Annotated in this window: 16 protein-coding genes; 9 read left to right on the top strand and 7 right to left on the bottom strand. The window is 56.4% G+C overall.

Annotation, left to right across the window (positions count from 1 at the left end):
• On the bottom strand, nucleotides 1–472 hold a 472-nt coding region (locus tag FS690_RS13320; protein WP_186368992.1), incomplete at its 3' end, for a TonB-dependent receptor plug domain-containing protein.
• Nucleotides 473–1,053: 581 nt separating this feature from the next.
• On the opposite strand from FS690_RS13320, the gene FS690_RS13315 reads away from it, so the two are divergent.
• The 3 genes from FS690_RS13315 (at nucleotide 1,054) to FS690_RS13305 (ending at nucleotide 7,071) form a co-directional block, all read left to right on the top strand.
• Complete coding sequence (locus FS690_RS13315) at nucleotides 1,054–1,455, top strand: H-NS family nucleoid-associated regulatory protein (RefSeq protein ID WP_071668305.1); 402 nt, start codon at nucleotides 1,054–1,056, stop codon at nucleotides 1,453–1,455.
• A gap of 219 nt (nucleotides 1,456–1,674) precedes the next feature.
• Nucleotides 1,675–2,823: an amidohydrolase gene (locus tag FS690_RS13310; protein WP_145339766.1), complete on the top strand. Its 1,149-nt coding sequence runs from the start codon at nucleotides 1,675–1,677 to the stop codon at nucleotides 2,821–2,823.
• A 519-nt stretch (nucleotides 2,824–3,342) separates the two neighbouring features.
• Nucleotides 3,343–7,071 (top strand): FAD-dependent oxidoreductase, encoded by a 3,729-nt coding sequence (locus FS690_RS13305; protein ID WP_145339765.1) that lies wholly within the window; start codon nucleotides 3,343–3,345, stop codon nucleotides 7,069–7,071.
• 35 nt (nucleotides 7,072–7,106) lie between these two features.
• Here the strand turns inward: FS690_RS13305 and FS690_RS13300 are convergent, their stop codons facing one another.
• Complete coding sequence (locus tag FS690_RS13300) at nucleotides 7,107–8,300, bottom strand: glycoside hydrolase family 5 protein (RefSeq protein WP_255471500.1); 1,194 nt, start codon at nucleotides 8,298–8,300, stop codon at nucleotides 7,107–7,109.
• Between the two features lie 103 nt (nucleotides 8,301–8,403).
• A complete protein-coding gene (locus tag FS690_RS13295; RefSeq protein ID WP_145339763.1) occupies nucleotides 8,404–9,291 on the bottom strand; it encodes a MurR/RpiR family transcriptional regulator in 888 nt (295 codons plus the stop codon).
• 364 nt (nucleotides 9,292–9,655) lie between these two features.
• On the opposite strand from FS690_RS13295, the gene FS690_RS13290 reads away from it, so the two are divergent.
• Together FS690_RS13290 and FS690_RS13285 are read left to right on the top strand one after the other, a co-directional pair.
• Complete coding sequence (locus FS690_RS13290) at nucleotides 9,656–11,779, top strand: TonB-dependent siderophore receptor (protein WP_145339762.1); 2,124 nt, start codon at nucleotides 9,656–9,658, stop codon at nucleotides 11,777–11,779.
• Nucleotides 11,769–12,896, top strand: coding sequence for an ABC transporter substrate-binding protein (locus tag FS690_RS13285; protein WP_040113862.1), 1,128 nt, complete (start codon nucleotides 11,769–11,771; stop codon nucleotides 12,894–12,896). The genes FS690_RS13290 and FS690_RS13285 overlap by 11 nt, the downstream gene beginning before the upstream one ends.
• 64 nt (nucleotides 12,897–12,960) lie before the next feature.
• On the opposite strand, the gene FS690_RS13280 is transcribed toward FS690_RS13285, so the two are convergent.
• Together FS690_RS13280 and fdhF are read right to left on the bottom strand one after the other, a co-directional pair.
• Nucleotides 12,961–13,446, bottom strand: coding sequence for a DUF1641 domain-containing protein (locus tag FS690_RS13280; RefSeq protein WP_145339761.1), 486 nt, complete (start codon nucleotides 13,444–13,446; stop codon nucleotides 12,961–12,963).
• The gene (gene fdhF / locus FS690_RS13275) at nucleotides 13,446–16,418 is read right to left on the bottom strand and encodes a formate dehydrogenase subunit alpha (protein WP_094110888.1); all 2,973 of its coding nucleotides are present in this window, start codon (nucleotides 16,416–16,418) and stop codon (nucleotides 13,446–13,448) included. Before fdhF ends, FS690_RS13280 begins: the two co-directional genes overlap by 1 nt.
• Before the next feature lie 303 nt (nucleotides 16,419–16,721).
• On the opposite strand from fdhF, the gene FS690_RS13270 reads away from it, so the two are divergent.
• Nucleotides 16,722–17,615 (top strand): SDR family oxidoreductase, encoded by an 894-nt coding sequence (locus tag FS690_RS13270; protein ID WP_145339760.1) that lies wholly within the window; start codon nucleotides 16,722–16,724, stop codon nucleotides 17,613–17,615.
• 76 nt (nucleotides 17,616–17,691) lie between these two features.
• On the top strand, nucleotides 17,692–19,506 hold the full coding sequence (locus FS690_RS13265) for a glycoside hydrolase family 15 protein (RefSeq protein ID WP_071668298.1): 1,815 nt from the start codon (nucleotides 17,692–17,694) through the stop codon (nucleotides 19,504–19,506).
• Nucleotides 19,507–19,561: 55 nt separating this feature from the next.
• Here the strand turns inward: FS690_RS13265 and FS690_RS13260 are convergent, their stop codons facing one another.
• Nucleotides 19,562–20,194 (bottom strand): serine-tRNA(Ala) deacylase AlaX, encoded by a 633-nt coding sequence (locus tag FS690_RS13260; RefSeq protein WP_040113851.1) that lies wholly within the window; start codon nucleotides 20,192–20,194, stop codon nucleotides 19,562–19,564.
• 113 nt (nucleotides 20,195–20,307) lie between these two features.
• The gene (locus tag FS690_RS13255; protein ID WP_108569743.1) at nucleotides 20,308–21,015 is read right to left on the bottom strand and encodes an OBAP family protein; all 708 of its coding nucleotides are present in this window, start codon (nucleotides 21,013–21,015) and stop codon (nucleotides 20,308–20,310) included.
• Between the two features lie 236 nt (nucleotides 21,016–21,251).
• Between FS690_RS13255 and FS690_RS13250 the strand changes: the two genes are divergently transcribed.
• Together FS690_RS13250 and proP are read left to right on the top strand one after the other, a co-directional pair.
• Nucleotides 21,252–22,142 (top strand): oxidoreductase, encoded by an 891-nt coding sequence (locus tag FS690_RS13250; protein WP_145339759.1) that lies wholly within the window; start codon nucleotides 21,252–21,254, stop codon nucleotides 22,140–22,142.
• Between the two features lie 374 nt (nucleotides 22,143–22,516).
• Nucleotides 22,517–23,950, top strand: coding sequence for a glycine betaine/L-proline transporter ProP (gene proP / locus FS690_RS13245; protein ID WP_071668296.1), 1,434 nt, complete (start codon nucleotides 22,517–22,519; stop codon nucleotides 23,948–23,950).
• Nucleotides 23,951–24,087 lie beyond the last annotated feature (137 nt).

Genomic DNA, 24,087 nt, shown 5'->3' with positions numbered 1-24,087 from the left:
CCACCTCGACCCGCTCATAAAGCGCCATGTCGGTCTGGGCATCACCCAGATTCCAGCGTGATGCAAACGCGGTTGGGATCCCGTCTACCATATAGTTGTCAATGAGAAAGCCGCGCGAGTAGTAACTGGTACGATCCATATCCGCCGAAACACCCCTGATACCGGTAGTGTTGGACAGAACATCATTCAGCGACTGCAGCTGCTGATCGGCCATACGCTGTTTACTGATAAGCGATACCGACTGAGGAATGTCGCGCGCCGTCAGCGCCATTTTTGTGCCTGCGCGCGTTACCGGTATGCTGTAATCCCGATCGTTCTGATTTTCCACGTCAGACGCGCTGGTTTCCACCATCAGGGTCTGTTCCGCCGCCTGTGCAACACCGGCTGCAATCAGCATCGCCAGCAATGACATTTTCAGCGCAGGTTGTGCCGTTGCAGCCGCAGTGCGGACGCGCATCGGTTTAGAAGACATAGCCATCCTTAATTCTCATTTTAGTTTATCTGTCAGCGCACCCTGCCGGTCACCTGGAGCAGGCATAGCTAAGAAAGCAAATGAGAAATATACTCATTTAGATTACTATTGCAAGAAATTGTTACTGTTTCTGACACCCGGCAATTCGATAAAAAACCATATTTTTCATTTTGATGCGATACGGGCTGGGGGCGCAACCTAACCAGGGCGGCATAAATGCCGCCCCTACAGATGCCCCCGTAGGGGTCGCATTAATGCGACCCTGTCGTATTGATGCGATCCTGGGGTTAGGTGCGGAACGTGACCAGGGCGGCATTAATGCCGCCCCTACAGATGCCCCCGTAGGGGTCGCATTAATGCGACCCTGGCGTACTGCCGGTAGCGTGCCCACTTTATAAATTCTGGTGTCCGTTAAATATTCAGTTTGCGGCTAATAAATTTCTGATGCAGGTGATAACTCAATGAGTCTGATAATTGTGCGATATAGCGGATTTAACGCCCTGATGCATATTTTAATTTGAGAAAAAATATCGTAGAATGCGCGCTTTCAAATTTTCACATCAGTAATAAGGGTTATATTCATGAGCGATGCACTAAAGGCATTGAATAATCTTCGTACACTGCGTGCTCAGACGCGTGATATTGAAGTAGCGGTATTAAATGAGATGCTGGAAAAGCTCGCTGTGGTCGTTGCAGAACGCCGTGAAGAAGCTGAAGCAGATAATGCTGCTCAGCGCGAAAAAGCAGAAAAACTGGCGTTATACAAAGAGATGCTGATGAATGATGGCATCGATATTAGTGAACTTGCGCAATTAAACCAGGCAGAAACTAAACCTAAAGCCAAACGCGCGCCGCGTCCGGCTAAGTATAAATATACCGATGAAGAAGGTAATGAAAAGCAGTGGACCGGTCAGGGCCGCACGCCTTCTCCGATTAAGAGCGCTATTGATGCCGGCGCATCGCTGGACGATTTTTTAATCTGATTAGCTGACACGCATATTTCCCAGCCTCATTTCCCCGGGGCTGGTTTCGCCACTCTTCCTGCCCTTCTTTATAACCCTGAACCGATCAGCCGCTGCTGTTATTCACTTATTGCAATATCATTGCGGGTATTGAGATATATCGCTCACTCGTTCTGCTGTTACCTTCCCCGGATAACGTGCTGCACGCCGCGCAGCGTAATCGTGAGAAAGGAACAAACTATGTCGCCGTCAGAATTAACGCAGTTAACAGAACAGCTGGTCGCTTTCCGGCAGGAGCTGCACCGTTTCCCGGAGCTGTCAAACCAGGAATTTGCCACCACACAACGCATTCGTGAGCAGCTGGAGGCGCACAATATCCGCATTCTCCCCCTGGCACTGACAACCGGACTGGTCGCTGAAGTGGGTCCCGCAACCGGTCCGCTGGTGGTGCTGCGGGGCGATATTGATGCCTTGCCGATTGAAGAGCACTCCGGAGTAGAGTTTACTTCAGCGCATCCCGGAGTCATGCACGCCTGCGGTCACGATTTTCACAGTGCGGCCATACTGGGCGCAGCCATTCTGCTGAAATCCCGCGAAACACAGCTGGCTGGCCAGGTGCGCTTTATTTTTCAGGCAGCAGAGGAGACCGGTGAAGGCGCACCCGCGGTGCTTGCCAGCGGTGCTTTGCAGGATGCGTTTGCCATATTTGGTCTCCATAACGATCCCTCTCTGCCGGCAGGTGTGGCGGGCAGCCGGGCGGGCGCCCTGACCGCCGCCGTTGACCGCTTTGCGCTACAGATCACCGGCACCGGCAGCCATGCCGCACACCCGAATCAGGGTAACGACCCTATTGTGATTGCCGCGCACATTGTCTCTGCAGTCCAGACGCTGATCAGCCGTAACCTCCCTTCAGCAGAGAATGCTGTGTTCTCGATTACCCAGCTTCACAGCGGCAGCACGTGGAATGTCATTCCGGAAAGCGCCTGGCTGGAAGGCACCGTGCGCACCTTTTCCGCCGCAGCGCGCGAACGTATTGAACAGCGATTTCGTGAACTGGTAAAAGGTATCAGCGCAGCGTTTGCGGCTGAAATAGCAATCACCTGGCAGGCCGGGCCACCCGCAGTGATAAATGATGCGCACTGGACAGCGTTTGCCCTGCAGCAGGCAGCGCTTAACGGGCTGGACGCACGTGAAATTGCTGCCACCCCGATTGGCGAAGATTTTGCTTACTATCAGCAGCACATACCCGGCGCATTTATCATGATTGGCACCGGTGAAGCCTGGCCTCTGCATCACCCTGCGTTTCGCATTAACGATGATGTGCTGTTGCCTGCTGCACACTACCTTGCAGCGCTGGCCGAAGCAGCTTTTGCTCAGCGGCCGGTTTAATACGTAACGCAATTTTTTCTCTGCAGCCTAATCAGAGCCGCAAAAATTAAACCTAAAAGTGCTACAAATAAAAACCGTCAGGCGCAATTATTATGCCATTCAACATGTTGAACATAGCGGCAGCTTTTTTTTGGATTAAAAAACGTGAAGCGCAAATCAAAAATCGCTGCGAATAAATTATCCTTCGCTGAAATAGTAATTTTTCCATTTTTCTACTGTAGCCATTGAAAAATAGCGTTATTCGCCGAAAAAAGAGAGGATCAGCAGTCAATAAAGCAAAGCATTGGCTGCCGCTTTGCTTTTTTTTCAGCAACTTCACAGGGTTGCTGAAACCCGGCACCTGACTATAATTTCCTCAAACAACCTTTATAAATTTTTACCGCTGCCCTGACGTTGTCGTGTAACCCGCTGGCAGCCTTTTTATTTATCCAGTCACAGCCCTGATAAATTTCAACTAAAGCTGGTCCTGTAATTTACTTTACAGGGCTGCTGTTTTGTCCTGTTTTCCAGGAGAATTAAATGTTGCCATTTTCCAGCTTCTGGCAGGCCGGTTTTGAGGGTGCCGATCATATTAATCCCGCCGGGATTGCACTTGATATGAATGTAATCAATGCACACGACGTGCATATTGTAACGGATTATGCCGCGCTCGCTGCATTTAATATTCGGTCAGTGCGTGAAAGCGTGGGCTGGCGGCTGGCTGAAGCCGATCCACAGCGTACCTTTGCCCGGCTGACCCGCTGCATGCAGTCGGCCAGCGAGCAGGGTATTCAGGTGAACTGGACGCTGAGCCACTATGGCTGGCCGGACGATCTCACCCTGTTCTCGCCTGAATTTGTGCCGCGTTTTGCGCGGTTCTGCCATCAGGTTGCGACCTGTCTGGCCGGATTTTACCGTGACGTGCCCCCGGTTTACTCACCGGTTAACGAGCTCTCTTTTTTCGCCTGGGGTATTTCAGTAGGACTCTTTGGTAACAACGCCGATAGCGATCCCGATGCCATTAAGCGGCAGCTGGTACGCGCTGCCCTGGCGGGCTGTGATGCCATTCTGGCCGTCGATCCGCGCGCACGTTTTTTGCACTGCGATCCCATTATTCATGTGGTGCCGGAGGATGAAAGCGAGCACGCACAACAGCACGCCGCCGCTCTGACGGCCGCGCAGTATCAGGCGTGGGATATGCTGGCAGGGCTGCGTGAACCGGAGCTGGGCGGGTCGCCGCGCTATCTGGATCTGATCGGAGCCAACTATTATCACGGTAACCAGTGGCTGGCGCAGACCGGCCAGCGGCTGGAGTGGCATCTGGATGATGCCCGGCGCATTCCGTTATCCGACATGCTTGCCCGTCTCTCGGCGCGCTATCAGCGCCCCCTGCTGCTGGCAGAAACCAGCCACGTCGGCAGCGGCCGCGCGGCCTGGATAACCCATATTACCGACCAGGTCGCGCAGGCGCAGCTGGCAGGCTGCGATATTCGCGGCATTTGCCTCTACCCGATTATCGATCGGCCTCTCTGGGAAGATATTACGCACTGGCCGCATAGCGGTCTGTGGGATAGCGATTCGCAAAACGTTCGCCTGCTTAACCACGCTTATGCTGCCGCGCTGCGGCAATCACAACGCGCACTCGCGCGTTTTCAGGGGTTTCTCACACCGGCCGCTGGGCCAAAGGAGTTCGTCATGAATCAATCTGTACTGGTGGTATTTAGTCATCTGCGCTGGGGATTTGTGTTTCAGCGGCCGCAGCATGTGCTCTCACGCCTTGCACAGCACCACCGGATTATTTTTATTGAAGAGCCGGTTTATCAGGCGGGTGAAGCGGGATTGCGCACCTCGCAGCCGGCGGCCAATGTCACCGTGGTCGAGCCGCATACGCCGATACACGCCCCCGGTTTTCATGACGACCAGATTGCGCTACTGCAGCCGCTGCTCAGCAACCTGCTGGAGCCTGGCACTGAACCGCTGGTCTGGTTCTACACCCCAATGGCGCTGCCGCTGCTTAGCGCGTTTAACAGCCGCGGGATCATTTATGACTGTATGGATGAACTCTCCGCGTTTGACCAGGCGCCGCGTCAGCTGCAGCAGCGCGAATCGGCTCTTCTGAGCCGCGCTGACCTGGTCTTTACCGGCGGACGCAGCCTGTATGAAGCGAAAAAAGATCGTCACTCGCGCGTTCACTGTTTTCCCAGCAGCGTGGATGCCGGGCACTTTGCACAGGCGATCGACCGCAGCAACGGCCATCCGCTGCAGCAGTTTCTGCCTAAACCGCGCCTCGGTTACTACGGTGTGATTGATGAGCGCATGGATCTGCCGCTGGTCACCGCGCTGGCTGACGCGCACCCTGACTGGCAGATCATCATGGTGGGACCGGTGGTCAAGATCGATCCTGCGACGCTGCCGCAGCGTAAAAACCTGCACTGGTTCGGACAGCAGCCTTATGCCGCCCTGCCGCAGTTTCTGGCGGGCTGGGATGTCTGCCTGATGCCGTTTGCGCTCAATGCCTCCACGCGCTTTATCAGCCCGACAAAGGTTCTGGAGTACATGGCCGCGCAGCTGCCGATTGTCAGCACAGCGATCGCTGACGTAGCGCGCCAGTATGCTGACGTCGTGACAATAGCCGATTCGCAGGAAGCCTTTATTCAGGGCTGCGAACACGCTCTGCGCCAGACAGCTGAACGGCGTCATATGCAGGCTGAAGCGATGGCTGCCGTAGTCGCCGCGACGTCCTGGGATAATACGGTGGCGCAGATGCAGCAGCACCTCAGCGCCATTAAACGTCAGCCCGCCCGGCCTGCGACGCAGGCCGCTGCACCCGCTGAACGCACGCAGCCGGTCACGCTGCATCCGGTTGAATGTCTTATCCTCGGCGCAGGGCCTACCGGCCTGAGTGCCGGTTATCATTACGGTAAAGGGGCCGTCGTACTGGAGAAAAATGAGTCGCCAGGCGGCTGGTGCCGGTCAATCGAAGATAAGGGTTTTACCTTCGACTATGCCGGTCACATCATGTTCTCCAACGATCCCTACGTGCTGGAGCTCTACGATCTGCTGCTGGGTGAGAATCAGCACTGGCAGATGCGCGAAGCCTGGGTCTATAGCCACGATGTCTATACGCGCTACCCGTTCCAGTCAGCGCTGCACGGCCTGCCGGCGGAGGTGATTAGTGAATGTGTGCTGGGCGCGATTGAAGCGCGCTACGGCGCGGCAGAAAACGATACCGCCATACTGCCTGGCGCAGACGCATCGCGCGACTGCTGCGCCGACGGCGTGGTAGCGGATGAGGGCTGCATCACTGAACAGCGCGACAGTGAAGATTTTGAACATTTTATCTATCGCGTCTGGGGCAAAGGCATCGCCCGTCATTTTGCCGTTCCCTATAACCGTAAACTGTGGAAAACGCCGCTGGCCAGCATGGAGACCTCGTGGCTGGGCGGTCGCGTACCCCTGCCGGATCTGGCGCAGATCGTCAGCGGTGCGCTTGCGCCGCTGGAGAAACCGGTCGGGCCCAACGCGCGCTTCGGCTATCCGCTGCGCGGCGGCTTTCAGGCGCTGATGAACGGTTTCCTGCCTCACCTTAGCTGTACGCTGGAGACCGGAACGGCGGTAGCCGAGATTCAGCCGCAGTCGCGCAGCGTCACGCTCAGCGACGGCAGGCATCTGCAGTATGACCAGCTCATCAGCACGCTGCCCTTACCGGAACTGGTGCGCCTGATGGGCGCCCGCGCGCCGCAGGCGGTACAGCAGGCGGCTTCTCAGCTGCGTCATACCTCTGTGTGCTGCGTTAATCTTGGTATCGGACGTCCGGCGATCAGTGAAAAGCACTGGATTTACTATCCGGGAGACACGCTGTTCCATCGCATCTTTCTGCAGGGTAATGCCAGCCCGCACTGTAATCCTCCGGGCGGATTCGGTCTGACCTGTGAAATCACCTGGCGTGACGATCAACCGCTGCCCTGTGAGGGTGAAGCGCTGATCCAGCGCTGTATCGATGACTGTATCCGGGTAGGCATTATCAATGAGGATGATGAGATCCTCACCAGTAGTATCGTAAACATGCCGTACGCCTATGTCGTTTACGATCATGCGCGCAGTGCCAACGTGGCGCTGATCCGTAGCTGGCTGGCCACGCAAAGTATCCATCTGGCCGGGCGCTACAGCGAATGGGAGTATTACAATTCGGATCACGCTTTCCTGGCGGGCAAGCGGGTAGCAGAGAGCGTGAAAGATCTGCTCAGCAATCGCAAAACTATCGCCTGAGGCGGGGCGTGCCGGGCCGCATGGCCCGGCACGCCTTACTGACCGGCGAGCCGCTTGCGTATCGGCTCAAACTCTTTTGTGGCGCTGCGCGGCAGGGGATCGGGCAGATTTTTCTCTGCCGCCTGCCAGTAGCGCCACGGCACTTTCTGACGACCCAGTTCATAATCCATGCCGTCCCAGCTATCTTCACGAAAGCTATAAAATGCCCAGTGCGCGTCATGGCTGTCCAGCACCGTCAGCACATCTTCCAGGTACCGGGTACAACCGGCCAGCGTGCGCACGCAGCCAAACTCGCTAACCACCAGCTGCCGCTTATCGATCCCGTTACGCGCAGCCCATTCAAAAGGGCGTGCCAGATAGTCCGCGACACGCGCCGCATCCCACTGCTGCATATCCTCGCCGAAAGGTACGTAACCCGGATAGGGCCAGGGCTTTTCACGCCGGGCGTTGGGTGCGCTGGTCGCAGCATAGGGTTCATACATGTGCACGCTGTAAAGTATGCGCGTGTCGTGCAGCGCCTCAGGCCAGTAGTCAAACGCATCGGCGGCGGCATACCAGCCGCTGTCGACCATTATCGGTGTAACGGCATCTGCTTCACGAATAGCGGCTATAAGCGCGGCATAAAACGCCGGCAGATCGCGGCTTCCGCCACGCTGCTGCTGATACCAGCGCGCCATCGCCTCACTGCTGGCGTGCTCTGCCAGTCCGCCATTTTTTTCCGGCGCGGGCTCATTGATCAGGTTATAGGCGGCAATAGCGGGATGATGGTGCAGAGCAGCAGCCAGATCGTGCCAGTAGCGCACGCTGGCTTCCCACCAGGCTTTATCCTGCCAGAGCCGATCGTCAAATTTTCCCCCGTTATTCTGCGCCCAGCGCATGCCGGGCAGAGAGAGAGGCGTAATAACCACGCGCAGGCCCGCTGCCCAGGCGCGGTCGAGGGTGTGGATAAGCGTCTGCAGATCGCCGGCGTCCAGCCCGCGATACTCATCTGCGTTACCCAGCAAAAAATCGCGTTGCTGCGTGGGCCACTTATCCCAGGAGAGCCGTACCCAGCTGGCACCGTAGTCATGCAGAGCCGTAAAATATTTGCTGTCAGGCGGCAGCCGGTTAAAACTGTTGGCCCCGTGCCGCGATGCTGACCAGAACGCCATGGCGTCTGCCGCCAGGCTAGCCGGGCTGGTCAGAACGAGTGTTATAAACAGGGTAATAGTTGTCAGAAATGCACGCACAAGAACTCCTTCTTTTGCCTGCATTTATAGCGATAAAACCGCACCGGCAGGTGTTATTTTTCGTGAATTTTGCGCGCGCCGGATATTCACGATCGGTTCACACTTAGCGTTTAGTACCGGGCTTAAGCGATCGGTTTAGCTCCTGAATCCGCTTCATGGTTTTCACCGTGCGTCCGGCATTGACTGAGGCAACCGACAGGATAAGCATTTCAAGACAGACCAGCACGGTCCCGTGCAGCGGCATGCGTCCTCCTTCCCCGCCGCGTGGTACATTGATCACGATATCAGCCTCGCGCGCAAAGGCAGACTCCATCGCATGCGTCAGCAGAATGACAGGAATGCCCAGCTTTCTCGCCTCCTTTAACGCCGTGCCCCCTTCACGATGCGCCGATTTCTGCGCCATCATCACCAGTACATCACCACGCTGCAGGCTCAGCAACTGCTCTGCCAGCGCAATGCCGGTGCGGTTCAGGGTTGTGGCGGGCAGCCCGATACGGCTGAACATACGGGCGCTGTAGTCCGCAAGAATACCTGACGCGTTGATGCCAAAGAGGGCGACCTGACGCGCTTCGCTTAGCAACGCCACCGCCTGTGCCACCGCCTGACGGTTTTCGGGCTGTGCCAGCGCGTGACACGCCTGCTGGTGTCCCAGCAGCACAAAATCGATGCTGGCATTAATATCGCAGGCCAGTTCGCTAACGGTCGCGCTCATCTTTGCTGCAGAGTTAATGGCCGGCCCCGCCCACTCCGCCAGCGTGAGTTTAAGATCGCGCAGGCCCGTAAAGCCCAGCGCCTGTACGGCACGGATCACCGTCGCATCAGACGTTCCCGTTGCGGCGGCAATATCGATAGCCGTCGCTTCCGCCACGCTCTCACGATGCGCATCAATATAGCGGGCGACCGTCTGCAGCCGGGGGGAGAGACTGGCGATACGAGCCCGGCAGCGGTCGCCAAAAATGTCTGTCCGGACACCCTTTTTTTTCAGCGCCATGGGCTGAGGCTCCTGACATTACCCGCTGTGAAAGGCGGATATGTTGTAGTGGCTGGTCTCGTGATAATGAGATGCGCCCTATTCACTTTACTCACAGAACGAGAAACCTCTTCGCATTTTAATGATTAATATATTGATTTATAACATCAATATTTAAATATACCGTCATTAGACGGATTCCGGATAAATGTAGTATTACCTGCATTATATCCGTTTACTACTACATTCTTTCATGTTTGAATGATTCTCAATTACATTCAAGCCTGCATTTTGGCCGCTGAATGATTATTCTGCCTGCCCGCGCGCGGCAGGTTTTGCCGATGGCTTTATGACGGAACACTCCGTCTTTACCAGGTTTGCTGACATGCTTATTTCCTCTACTTTTGTGCCAAAGGCGTTACGCCCTGCGTTATATGTTGCGCTGCAGGGGCTTATCCCTGTCTCCGTTACGGCCAATGCCGCAGAGCAGGAAACCACGCTCACGGTTCAGGCTGATAGTGAAACCGCGTCCGGTTATAGCGCCGGCAGCAGCACCGTCAGCAGCAAACTGCCCGTTGCGCGGCTTGATGAGATCCAGTCAGTCAGCATTGTAACGCCGCAACAGCTGGAGGATTACCAGGTCAGTCGCCTGACGGAGGCGATGCGCTTTGTCAGCGGCGTAAGCGAAGGTAATACGCTGGCAGGCACGGAAGATGGCTTTGTGCGCCGCGGGTTTGGCGGCAACAGCGACGGTTCGATCTATCGCGATGGCATACGCAGCAGTCAGGGCCTCAATGTCAACGCAGCAACGGAGCGGGTTGAAGTACTGAAAGGATCCGCTTCACTGCTCTACGGCATCCAGAATCCGGGCGGCGTCATCAATATCATCAGCAAAAAACCGCTTTATGAATGGCGTACCGCGCTGAGCGGCCGGACCGCCAGCAGCGGCGGCGGCAGCGGTACGTTCGATATCACCGGACCACTGGATAACGGTTTTGCTTTCCGGCTGGTCGCAGAGCAGCAGAACCAGGATTACTGGCGCAATTTTGGTCGTGATAAACACCGGCTCATCGCACCCTCGCTGCAGTGGTATGGCGAGAAAGCCAGCTTTCTGCTGAGTTACGAAGATTACCAGTATGATATTCCTTACGATCGCGGTACGGCGTTTATCCATAACCGCCCGGTTGATATCGGCTACAAAGATCGGCTGGATGATAAAGCTGGCCACGCCTGGGGCCATAATAAAACGCTGAATACCCACTACGACTGGCAGTTTAGTGACGACTGGAGCACGCGTGTGACGCTGGGCTGGAACCAGCGCCAGTATGATAATAATGAAGTGCGCGTTACCGCCATCGATCCGGACAGCGGGGTTGTGACGCGTCGCGCTGACGCCAATCGCGGTTTTAATCATCAGACAAAATATATCGCCTGGGATCTGACCGGTACGCAGCAGCTTGCCGGCATGACGCACACGCTGGTGGCGGGCACCGATTATGAGATGAATCAGACCTTGCGGGCGCGGCAGTATCAGGGCAAAGCAAATCGCGGGTTTACGCTTGCCGAACCGCATTACGATCTGCTTGCGCCGGTCATGGATGCCACTACCGAGCGCCGCGCAAATGCGCGGCTGCTGAACCGCATTCACAGCCGCTCGCTTTACGCCAAAGATAGCGTAGCGATTAACGATCGCTGGACCCTGGTGGCAGGCGGCCGCTATCAGCATTATGAACAGCGCGCCTCAAAGGGAGCCGACCCAATCGTGCCGACGCTGGAGAGCAGCGGCAACAAATTTTTGCCGCAGGCAGGCGCGATCTACAAACTGACACCGGATATCTCGCTCTACACCAGCGTCAGCAAATCGTTCACCCCCTCAACCGAGGTGGATGATGCGGGACGGGTGGGCAAACCTGAACAGGGCACCAGCTGGGAAGCGGGCAGCAAGTGGCAAATCACGCCGACGCTGTTTGCCAGCCTGGCGCTTTACCGCATTGATGAGCGCGATATGTCACTCAGCATCAATGGCACCACGCGCACTATCAACCGGGCGCGATCCACAGGCGCTGAAGCGGAGCTTAACGGGGAAGTGGCTGCCGGCTGGGAGATCAGCTCCAGTTACAGCTATGATATAGCGGAGATCGCTGACGATGGCGTAAACAGGGCCAATAACGGCAACCGGCTGCAGAACGCTCCCCGTCACGCCGGTTCACTTTGGCTCACCCACACGCTGGCGCTGCCCGGCATTCCGGGTGATTTCCGCATCGGGGGGGGTGCCCGCTATGTCGGTTCACGCGCGGGCGATCCGGAGAACAGCTTTACCCTGCCTGACTATACGGTAGCCGACACCTTTATTGCCTGGAACAGTACCCTTTCCGGGCATAAAACCCGGCTTCAGCTGAACCTGAATAATCTGTTTGATAAACACTACTACACCTCCAGCGGTGGCAACCTGCGCGTACGCGAAGGCGAGACCCGCAATCTGGTGGCGGAGGCGAGCATTGCGTTCTGATTCACTCTTTTTCGCCAGCCTGCTGCTGTTAGCCTGGCTGCTGCTCAGCCCGCTGGCGCAGGCAAAAACGCTCACCGATATTGACGGTCATTTGGTGACAATACCCGATCGCCCGCAGCGCATTGTGCTTGGCGAAAGCCGTATGCTCTATACGCTGGCGCTGCTGGCGCCTGAAAATCCGCTGCAGCACATTGTGGGCTGGCCACGCGATCTGCAGAAATATGATGCGCAGATGTGGCGCAGCTTTGCGCGACGTTTTCCGCAAATAGAGGCGGTTCCGTCACTTGGCAGCGGTGGCCCGGCGGCGATCAACCCGGAACAGGTTATTGCGCTGCGCCCCGACGTCGTCATTTTACCCAGTCTGGCACGCTATGATGATGCTGACGCGCGTCTGCTTGCGGTACTGCAGGCGGCACACATTCCGGTCGTGAAGATCGACCTGCGCGTTCAGCTGCTGAAGAATACCCGGCGCAGCGTGGAGATCCTGGGTGATGTGATTAATCAGCAGGCGCGGGCAGCCGCATTTAACCGGTTTTACGCCGCCCATATGCGGGTCATTGAGGAGCGGCTTGCTGATTTTCACGGTGCGCGCCCTGAAGTGCTGCTGCACCTGCATCTGGGACGCCGCAATGAGTGCTGCGTGACGGCAATCAACGGCAGTCTGGGCGAGCTTCTGCGCCTGGCCGGAGGCGACAACATCGCCGCCCGTACCCGGCAGGGTGTGTTTGCCCGCCTGAGTGAAGAGAGCGTGATTGCCGCGCAGCCTGACTACTACTTTGCTACCGGTTTTAGCGACAATCAGAGCAGTGGCCGGCTGAAGCTCGGACCGGAGATCGCGCCTGATGTTGCACTGCAGAGTTTTCAGCAGCTGACCGGACAGCAGAAAGGGCTGCGCGGGCTGAAGGCGCTGCATAACGGTCAGGCGGGCGCGCTGTGGATGAATTTTTATCTCAGCCCGTGGCACGTCGTTGCAGCAGAATTTATGGCTAAAACGCTCTATCCGCAGCGTTTCGCTGACGTCGATCCTCAGCAGACGCTGGAAACGCTGTTTCGCGATTTTTTACGCATGCCGCTGCAGGGAACCTGGTTTATGCGTATACCCGCTGACCAGCCGTAACTCAGCGGGTATGCCCGCGATCGGCATAGACCGATTGCGGGCAATCAGCAGCACCCACTCCTGACTATTCACGGGTCGGCTTACCGCTGTAGCGGGTAATCGGGGTCTCCTCCTCTTTCTGCATCTCGCGCGAAAAAACTTCCAGCGCCGACAGCAGCGGACGCACACCCTGCCACAGGTCTTCATCATTAAGCAGTTTCATTACCCCTCTGATGCCGGGCGCAGCTTTCTCCTGCTGAACAGACTCGCTCGCTGGCTTCATCGCGACCAGCGCATTGCGCAGCGCCAGCAGTACATGATTAAACCGCTCGGGCGGAATAGTGCTCAGCATCATAAACAGCAGCGAAATGTTCTGGATGGCGTTCTGAGTACCGGGGCGATTCAGCCCGCCGGCAAGAATTTTACCAATGTCGTTGTTCGCTTTAACCACGTCATTGGCGAGACGCAGAAAGCCGTGCTGATGCAGATTCTCCAGCAGCGTATTGAGTGACTCCTGCGCGGTGGGTTCAGTGCGCGCAGGTTCAGGCTGGTAGTCCAGCGGTTCGGCCATTAGCTTTTCTCCGGGTGCGAAACATGTTCAGGGGGCAAACGGTACTCCGGCTGCTGCCATTTCACCTCAACCGGCAGGTGATCCAGCGGCGTGCGCTGACCGTGACGGAAGTTATGCAACGGCAGCGGATGCGGCTGAGGCTGACGCGCCAGTTTACGCAGGCTGACGGCAATCTCTTTGTAAGCCGGCGTGTTCACATCCGGGTCGTGGTGGTTACCGGTCAGACCATTGACGCCGGGTTTGCCATAGTGAATCGGGATAAACAGCACGTTCCCTGCGGCACGATCGGTCACCACCACCGGCACCTCCAGCGCGCCGCGCCGCGAGCGGATTTCAACCCAGTCACCCTCCTGCAGCTGACGCGCTTCCGCCAGCTGCGGCGAGATCTCCACAAACCAGTTGGGTGACAGCGACATGATGCGTCCGCCCTGCCCGGTCTGGTTTGTGGACTGGAAATGCTCCAGCATGCGGCCATTATTCAGCAGCAGATCGTACTCTGCGTCCGGCTGCTCTTCTGGCGGCTGCCACTCAAGCGCATAGAGACGCGCTTTACCATCCGGAAACGCAAATGCGTCGGTATAGAGCAGCGGCGTACTGCTGCCATCTGCTTTCACCGGCCAGAGCTGTGACTGCCAGCCTACCAGCTGTTCATAGCTCACACCGGCAAACAGATCCGCAATGCCCGCCGCCTCCGCCATGATGGCGCCGGGGTTTGGATAGCGCCAGTGATGCCCGAGACGCGCGGCGAGATCGGTCAGAATCTGCCAGTCAGGCCGGCTCTCACCCAGTGGAGCAAACGCCGGGGAGAAGTGCTGTATACGGCGCTCGGTATTGACGAATGTGCCCTCTTTTTCCAGGCTCGGACAGCCGGGCAGCACCACGTCGGCGTAGCGCGCGGTTTTGCTCATGAAAATGTCCTGCACCACCATAAAATCGAGCTGGCTGAACGCTTCATCCACTTTGGTGGAGTTAGCGTCTGAAAAGGCGGTATCTTCGCCGATGATGTACATTGCGCGCAGCTGCTTATCGTGGGCGTGCTCAATCATCAGGAAGTTATCCAGCCCCTCTTCATCAGAGAGCGCTTCCGGCGCAACCTGCCAGGCACGCGCCCACTTCTCGCGAACCGCATCATCCGTTACGCTTTCATAGCCGGGGTAAACATTGCTCAGGCAGCCAAAGTCGCTGGCCCCCTGCACATTGTTATGGCCGCGCATCGGATAGCCACCAGTGCCGGGGCGACCATAGTTGCCGGTCACCAGCAGCAGGTTAGAGAGTGCCGTGCTGGCATCGGCACCGTGGCTGTGCTGCGTGATACCCATCGCCCAGAGAATACAGGCGCTGTTTGCCTGGCCGATCATCTCCGCTGCCTCGGTGAGTGCCTCCACGCTCAGACCGGTTACTTCACTCGCCATCTCAAGCGTAAACGGCGCGAGCGAGGCACGGTAGGCGTCAACATCATTAACGCGCTCAGCCAGAAACGCGTCGTCTGCATAGTGATGATCGAACATATATTTCGCCATCGCAGAGGCCCAGACCATATCGGTACCGGGCCGGATACGCAGATAGCAGTCGGCGCGCTCCGCCATTTCATGCTTACGCGGATCCACGACCAGCAGTTTCTGCCCGTGATGTTTATGGCTCTGTTTGATGTGCGAGGCGAATACCGGATGGTTTTCTGCAAGATTACTGCCCACGGTGATAATCAGATCGGTCTGCTGCAGATCGCGCAGCGTGCCGGCATCGCCGCCATAACCCACGGTGCGGAACAGCCCCTGGGTAGCCGGGTTCTGACAATAGCGTGAAGAGTTATCGACATTGTTGGTACCAAAAATCAGGCGCGCGATCTTTTGCGTCAGATAGGCCTCTTCATTACTGGCTTTACTGGAGCCAATAAATCCAATTGCTGCGCCGCCGTGCTGATGCGCTACGGCACGCAGCCCTTCCGCCACCCGGTTCAGCGCCTCTTCCCAGCTGGCAGGCCGGAATGCTCCGTTTTCCCGGATAAGCGGCGTGGTCAGGCGATTCGGGCTGTTAACAAAATCCCAGCCAAACTTGCCTTTTACGCAGGTGGAGATGCCGTTTACCGGCGCCTCAGCGACCGGCTGCACCTTCAGGATATGGCGATCGCGCGTCCAGACCTCAAAGCTGCAGCCAACGCCGCAGTAGGTGCAGACCGTTTTGGTTTTTTTAATTTCTGTTTTGCGCAAAGCATCATCAATCAGTGAGATGCCGGTTATCGGCTCCATGCCGATGCTCTTCTCCATTTTTTTAATGGCATCAATAAACGGCCGCTTTAAATCCTCATCCATGCGGGTAAACGGACCGGCATCGGGCTGCATGGTTTTTTCTAAAAGCGCGTTACACGGGCAAACCGTGACGCAGTGACCGCAGCTGACGCAGCTCGATCCGGCAATCTCCGTCCCGCCATCCCACAATACGCGCGGATGTTCTGCGCTGTAGTCAATTGAGAGTGTCTCATTGACTTCTATGTTCTGACACGCCTCAACGCAGCGTCCGCAGAGAATGCACTGGTCGGGATCATAGGTATAAAACGGATTGCTGTGATCTTTCGTGTAGGGTTTACGTTCATAGGGATAGAACTGAATCGGCATGTGCATATCGGCTACCGCATTATGCAGCGTACAGTCGCCGGTATTGTGCTCACACACCGTGCAGTAAAGTTCATGGCGATTCAGAATACGGTCCATACCTTCCTGCTGTGCAGCAGCCAGGTCGGCGCCTTCACTGACCACCTGCAAGCCTTCATAAGTCCGCAGGGTACAGCCACGCACCTGCTCTCCGTCAGCCCTGACCCAGCAGACATCGCAGCTTTGCAGCGGCGGCAACGCCGGGTGGTAGCAGACGTGCGGCAGTTTTTTTCCCTGCTGCTGCAGAAAATCGATCAGCGGTTGATCCGCTGCGCCACTCAGCCGTTCCCCGTTATAAATAATGGTACAGAGTGCTTCGCTCATTTTCGCCTCGTTGACGACAGTGCTCATTATGTTTATCCCGGTAAAACGCCGGGAATTTATTAAAGTTATTCAATGAGCTTAGAGCTAATTTTCTGCTCTGCAATGTTGCCGACTCGCTTATTTTCTAAATGTGGACTAAGAGGGGATAAATAATCATTGCGTTAGTGAAATTGTAAGGAAAAATAACTTCCCGCACTGCATGGATATTGCACAAATAAAATTCATTCGTAATTTTTTTACGTGACAAATATCACATCTCTGCCAGGCTTATTTTCTACACGTTCACTGTACAAGGAGCCCGTTATGAATTCGTTCACTAACAAAACGCTAATCGCTAATGAATATTCGCAGCCGCCGTTTAACACGCCGTCGCAGGATTTCCCCGGCTTAGCCAGTAAAATGGATCCGCGTCCCGATCACGGTGAAACAAGCTATCGCGGTTCAGGCCGCCTGACCGGACGTAAAGCGCTAATCACCGGCGGCGATTCAGGTATCGGCCGCGCCGTGGCTATCGCTTACGCTCGTGAAGGCGCAGACGTTGCCATCAACTATCTGCCTGCTGAAGAGTCAGATGCGCAGGAAGTGGTTAAGCTGATTGAAGCTGAAGGACGTAAAGCCGTCGCTATTCCGGGTGATATCCGTTCCGAATCGTTTTGCCAGCAGCTGGTTAAAGAAGCCGCTGAAAAACTCGATGGCCTGGATATTCTGGTTAATAATGCCGGACGTCAGCAGTTTAATGAATCTATTCGCACGCTCTCGACGGAAGATTTTGACGCAACGTTTAAGACCAACGTCTATGCGATGTTCTGGATCACTAAAGCCGCGCTGGAATATCTGCCAGAGGGCGCCTCTATTATAAATACCTCTTCCGTTCAGGCTTATGAGCCAAGCGCTATTCTGCTGGATTATGCGCAGACCAAAGCCTCAATTGCCGCCTTTACTAAAGCGCTGGCTAAACAGCTGGCGGAACAGAAGATCCGCGTTAACGCTGTGGCACCGGGCCCATACTGGACGCCACTTCAGGCGTGCGGTGGTCAGCCGGAAGAGAAACTGCAGCAGTTTGGTTCCGGTGCACCGATGGGCCGTCCGGGCCAGCCGGTGGAAATCGCGCCGCTCTATGTCACCTTTGCTGAAAACCTGAACGGCTTTACTTCCGGCCAGGTATGGTGCTCAGACGGCGGTACCGGCACGCTGTAATAGCACATTCTGCCCGATATCAGCGTGGCTGCCCCTGTGGCAGCCACGCTGTCGTTTCAGCTGACAGGGAAGCATGATGAATAACCAGATTTTGCAGTCGCCGATGCGCGAGAAAGGGTTTGCGCGCCTTGGAGATTACGCTGCCATTGGGGAAGGCCGTTCCGTTGCGCTTATCGCACCGGATGGGGCTATTGACTGGTGGTGTGCACCTAATCTCGACTCCGCCCCGCTGTTTGACCGCCTGCTCGATCCGGAGATTGGCGGGTTTTTCCAGATTGTACCCGCAGCCCCCTTCCGCACCGAACGCGCTTATCGCGCTGACAGTAACGTGCTGGAAACCACCTTTATCACCGCAGAGGGTTCAGTCCTGCTGACTGAATCATTAAACAGCACGCTGGCCGGTCGTCTGCCGTGGAGTGAGCTGGCGCGGCGCGTTGAAGGGATCGAGGGCCACGTTGAGCTGACGCTGACGTTACGCTTTGGTACGCTGGCTGAGACCTGCTCGCCGTGGCGGGACTGCACTGAACAGGGCGATGTTTATCATATTGCCGATCTGATGGCGATGCTGCGCACCAGTGACGCGTGGCATATTACGCAGCGGGACGATGAACGTATCGCTGCCACGCTCAAAACCTCGCCCGGCAGTCACGCGCTGGTTGCTCTGCTGGTCACCGAGCGCGAACCGCTGGCGGTGCCGGATTTAAGCGCTATCGATACCCGTATTGAAACCAGCCACACCGCCTGGTGCGACTGGACGCGCAGCCTGAGTTATCAGGGGCGCTATGAAAAGCACGTGCGGCGTTCAGCGCTGTCGCTGAAATTTCTCTGGTACTCTCCTACCGGCGCGCTGGCGGCGGCGGCCACAACTTCCCTGCCGGAAGGTATCGGCGGCGAAAAAAATTATGACTATCGCTATGCGTGGGTACGCGACGCCTGCCTGATTATTAAATCGTTTGTGTTTCTGGGCGCGCTGGAAGATTGTAAGGCTGCTTTCTCATGGCTGTCGAAAACGATTATTCGTCACGGCACCGCGCTGCGCGCCTGTTATACGCTCGAAGGGGATGAAGTCCCGGCTGAATCTTATCCGCCGCTGCGGGGGTACCACCATTCACAGCCGGTACGCATCGGCAATAATGCGCGCGATCAGCTCCAGCTCAGTATGTATGGCGACATGCTCGCCACCGCCGATTTGTTTATACAGGCTGGTCACATTCTCGATCTCTCTACCTCGCGCATGCTGGGTGAGCTGGCGAATCATTGCGCTGATTCATGGCGTCAGCAGGATTGCGGGATCTGGGAGCTGCCCGATCAGCATCACTATACGCATTCCAAGATGGCCTGCTGGCTGGCGCTGGATCGCGCCGTGGCGCTGGCAGAGGCGAAACATATTGAGCCGACCTGGCTTGAGCGCTGGCAGCGCGAACGCGATCGCATCAGCGAGTGGGTGGAGGCGCACTGCTGGAGCGAGGCCAGACAGGCTTATCTCTTCTACCCGGACAGCGAAGATAAACTGGATGCGGCGCTGGCGCTGATGCACCGTTACGGCAACCAGGTGAATCCTGAGCGCATGCGCGCGACCTATCGCGCTATCCGTCAGGATCTGGGACACAACAGCGCAATGGTTTATCGCTACTCCGGTGTGGAACAGGAGGAGAGTACCTTTATTGCCTGCTCTTTCTGGCTGGTGGAAGCGCTGGCCGCGCTGGGTGATATTCCACAGGCAGAGCAGGCGATGGAAGAGATCCTCGACAAACTTTGTCAGCGTGGCAACGTTGAAACCTTTAATGAGATGTTCGATGTCCGCACCGATGAGTGGCGCGGTAACATGCCGCAGGGGCTGAGCCATCTGGCGCTGATTTGCGCGGCGCAGTCGCTGACGGATCACGGCTGAGAAAAGGCTAACGCCGCAGGCATGAGGGCGGGAACGGAGTCCCCCCTGATGCCGCTTAGTGGCTCAGGCTATACTGTACCGTGAGCTCACCCTTCTTTTCTTTTACTTTGCCAATCACAATGTCACCGATCTCCCCGGTGCTGAGCACATGCGTGCCGCCGCAGGCATAGGGGGTCAGTTCACCCCAGCTCACCATACGTTTTCCCGCCTCTTCACCCAGCACGCGGGGATAGTTGCCCGCCACCAGCGCTGCAGCCCGCTGCATCAGCGCCTCTGCCGTAACCGGCTGAGTCTGATCCAGCGCGGTAAAAACAATGCGACCTTCCCCTGGCCGGTGGTTGGCTTTATATCCACGCCAGCCAAATGACTCTCCGGCATAAGCGATCAAATGACCCGCGGAGTGGTAACGCGAGTGCAGCTCGCGCAGCTCGCCATCCACCACCAGCTCCACCTCGCCTGGTTCAACCGGCCGATCGGTATAGTGTGCGACATCGTCGCCCTCCTGCAGCGCCTGCAGCATCGCCGCGCCGGCAAGGGTTCCGCGATCGGAGGGCTGTCCGCCACCCTGCGGATGAAACAGCGTTTCACTGAGTATGAGACGAAAGCGGCCATCATCCTGCGGTTCACAGCGTAATACCCGGGTGGTAAGCGTCAGCTGGTCGCTGGTGAAATAACGTTTGAGCGTCATAATACGTCTGGTTCCTTACGGCAGAGAAAAACGATCTCTCTTTTTAACCTGGTTCGGGGGCGGCAGGCGAAAAAAATCCGCAGGGCGAACGCTGCGGATAGATTTTGTGGCGATCAGTGCGCCTGATGTACGCGCTGGCAGTTATCAGCGCCTGCGGCCACCGGATGCGCGTCGAGATCGGCACGCGCCGCACGAATTTTCTGCGTGTCGACGCCAAAGCGCTGGTCGCGATCGCGCAGCAGCGCCGGGTTCATCTCTCCGTCGGCGGTAAAGCCCATCATCAGCGCTGGCTCGCCCAGCGGCAGGGTTTTGTCGCGGTCAGTATGCCAGGTGTGCCAGGTTTTTCCGTAGGTATTGACGATTTTGCCCATCAGCGCATGTTCAGCGGCGTCCGGAATGCCCGGCGCAATCAGAGAGCCTGATTTCACTTCATAGCGGTGGCTGTGCCAGTACTTCTTCTCGCCCGCCGGGAGCTGCTTAAACAGCCGCTCGCTGATGATATATTCAACGCCCATCAGCTTGGCATCTTTTTTATTGCCGTCGAAGATCACTGCCTGCATCACATCATCGTTGAGAATGGTGACATAGTGATGCGCTTCCATCTGTCCCTGTTTATCACCACAGTAGTAGTGGAATCCATCCAGATAGGTGTTAATGGCATCAATCGGCGGGCGCGACTGCAGTGCGGCCGCGCCGCTCTCCAGCAGCGCGGTTTTACCCGCCACGGGCGCACCGGGAGCGTTGACCGGTGACGCACTGTTATTCGCGCCGCATCCTGACAGCAACAATACGGTGAATCCACTCAATATAAGATTACGCATAGAGCATCCTTTTATTCTTTGAGTCATAAACATAGTTAATATGAATCAGGATGCCAGCGCAGCGGTGGAAACAATTACGTTACTGATTGTCCGATAAAAAAAGGCGACCGCCATAGAGAATTATTCAAAAACCTGTTTTATTACGCTTCAGGCGGCCAACTACGCGAACGTGAATAATACTTAGCACTTCCCTCTTCTGTTATCAGCAGAATATCAGCCTGAACCGGAGTCTTTATATGTCAGATTACTCCTCTGTCGCACTGCTCGGCCCTGGCGCTATCGGCACCACCGTTGCAGCTGCCCTGTATGAAGCCGGGCGCCCGCCGCTGCTCTGTGGCCGTACGCCCCATGCATGCCTGAGGCTGCGTCATGACGACGGCGAAATCCGGGTGCCGGGTCCGGTGCTGACCGATCCTGTCGCTATCCGTCATGCGGTTACGCTACTGTTTGTTGCGGTCAAAACCACTCAGGTGGCGCAGTGTGCAGGCTGGCTGCGGGCATTATGCAATGAGAATACCGTGGTGTGCGCGCTGCAAAACGGCATTGAACAGCAGACGCAGCTGCAGCCGCTGGTGAATGGCGCGCAAATTATTCCTTCGGTGGTCTGGTTTCCGGCTCAGCGCGAAGCGGACGCCTCTGTCTGGCTGCGCGCCCGGCCGCGGCTGACGCTGCCCGATACGCCAGGCGCAGCACGCATCGTTGCTGCTCTGGCGGGCACGCGCTGCAGCACCGATCTCAGCGCTGATTTTCACTCTGTGGCATGGCGCAAGCTGTTACAGAATGCGGTAGCGGGCCTGATGGTGCTGGCAAATCGCCGGGCAGGCATGTTTAACCGGAGAGATATTGCTGAACTGGCGCTGGCTTATCTCAGTGAAGCACTTAACGTGGCGCGCGCCTGTGGGGCAACTCTAAGTGACAACGTCACAAAAGAAATAGTGGCAGGGTTGCAGAGCGCACCAGCCGATCTGAGCACCTCTATTCTCGCTGACCGGCAGGCGGGTCGACCGCTGGAGTGGCAGTGCCGCAACGGGGTTATACAGCGGTTTGGCCGGGAAAAAGGCGTTCCCACTCCGCTGAGTGACGTAATTGTGCCGCTGCTGGCCGCAGCAAGCGAAGGACCGGGCTGATTTACCTGCGCACTGACAGGAATTGACATTGTGAACCCTGGCGGCGATTTTTTATACTCTGGTATATCACAGAGTGATAATGGTCGTTTACGATATATCTGCCTGAGTATTTTCCGTGTCCAGCATAATATTGCGTTAATGCGCCGAATATTCCGTATCAACATGATAAGCTGTTATCCCGCCGTCGCGCTTTTTGACAGTTATTTACTTCAGCGCTACGCTTATTGCCAGTGATATACATCACAAAGTTGCGTAAAGAAAAATTATCTCCTAAGGTGTTCGCCTTTCGGCCTCTTATAGCTTTCTTTTCCACCCTGCAATAACCGGCTGCGAAAGCTATAAGATCGCTTTTATTTCATTGTCAAAGGAAGCCTATGAGCACTGAAACAGTAAATAAACCCGATCTGACCGTTGATGATATTACCGTCATCGACAATAAACTTTTAAAACGCGCCGTCGGCGCAGCTGCTCTTGGTAATACCATGGAGTGGTTCGATTTTGGCGTATACAGCTATCTGGCCGTGATTATTGGTCAGGTCTTCTTCCCCGATGCCAGTAATACCGCGCAGCTTATCGCTTCATTTGGTACCTTTGCCGCCGCGTTCCTCGTGCGTCCGATTGGCGGTATGGTGTTCGGACCGCTGGGCGATCGCTTTGGCCGTCAGAAAGTCCTCGCTTTTACCATGGTAATGATGTCCATCGGCACCTTCTGTATTGGTCTTATCCCGAGCTATGCCAGTATCGGCATTGCGGCGCCGATTCTGCTGCTGGTAGCCCGTCTGGTTCAGGGCTTCTCAACCGGCGGCGAATATGGCGGTGCAGCAACCTTTATTGCCGAGTATTCAACCGATAAGCGCCGCGGTTTTATGGGCAGCTTCCTGGAATTTGGCACGCTGGCGGGCTATCTGCTGGGTGCCAGCCTGGTAACCGGGATGATTGCGTACCTGCCGCATGATGAGATGATGTCGTGGGGCTGGCGTATTCCGTTCTTTCTCGCGGCACCACTCGGTCTGTTTGGTCTCTATATTCGCCTGAAGCTGGAAGAGACGCCGGCATTTAAAGACCATATGGATCAGCGTGAAGAGATGGAGCATAACAAGCCGCCGCTGACGCTGTGGCAGATGCTGCGTACCCAGAGCAAACCGCTGCTGAAGTGTATCGGGCTGGTGCTGCTGTTCAACGTCTCCAACTATATGCTGACCGCATATATGCCAAGCTACCTTACCGGGATCCTCGGCCTGAGCGAACTCTCCGGTCTGCTGCTGGTGATGGTGGTGATGTTTATCATGATGCCACTGACGCTGATGTGGGGCTACTTTACCGATCGTCTCGGCCGCAAGCCGGTTATCGGCTTTGGCGCGCTGGGCCTGATTGTGCTGGCTATCCCTGCGTTTATGCTGCTGGGTACCGGTAATATGTACTGGGTTTTTGCCGGACTGGCGATTCTTGGTCTGCTGCATACCTGCTTCAGCGGCACCATGCCTGCCACCCTGCCGGCACTGTTTGTCACCGATATCCGTTATAGCGCGCTGGCGATTGGCTTCAACCTTTCGGTCTCACTGTTTGGTGGCACCACGCCGTTAATCACAGCCTGGCTGGTGGATACCACGCACAACAAAATGATGCCTGCTTACTACATGATGGGCGCCGGAGTTATTGGCCTGCTGACGGTGCTGACGCTGAGCGAAACGGCGCGTAAACCACTGAAGGGGTCATCGCCTGCGGTCGCCACCCGTGCGGAAGCGCATCGCCTGATTGATAAACTGCGCCGGCAGCGCAAACACAAAAAGCAGCAAAAACCTGCCTGATACGCTGTCACGCTGGCCACCTTCGGGTGGCCTTTTTTTTGCCTGCAATTGCGTGCGCCTCACAGACACCGCATTGAAATCTATGCCTTAATGCCGCTTTACAGCTCTCTTCTCTACGCTTCTGTCTATAAGGATAG

It is taken from the genome of Pantoea sp. PSNIH1 (assembly GCF_007680655.1).
In the GTDB taxonomy this organism is placed as follows: Bacteria; Pseudomonadota; Gammaproteobacteria; order Enterobacterales; family Enterobacteriaceae; genus Pantoea; species Pantoea eucrina.
Note: the sequence above shows the minus strand (reverse complement) of the source record. Positions and strands in the feature narration are given on the sequence as shown.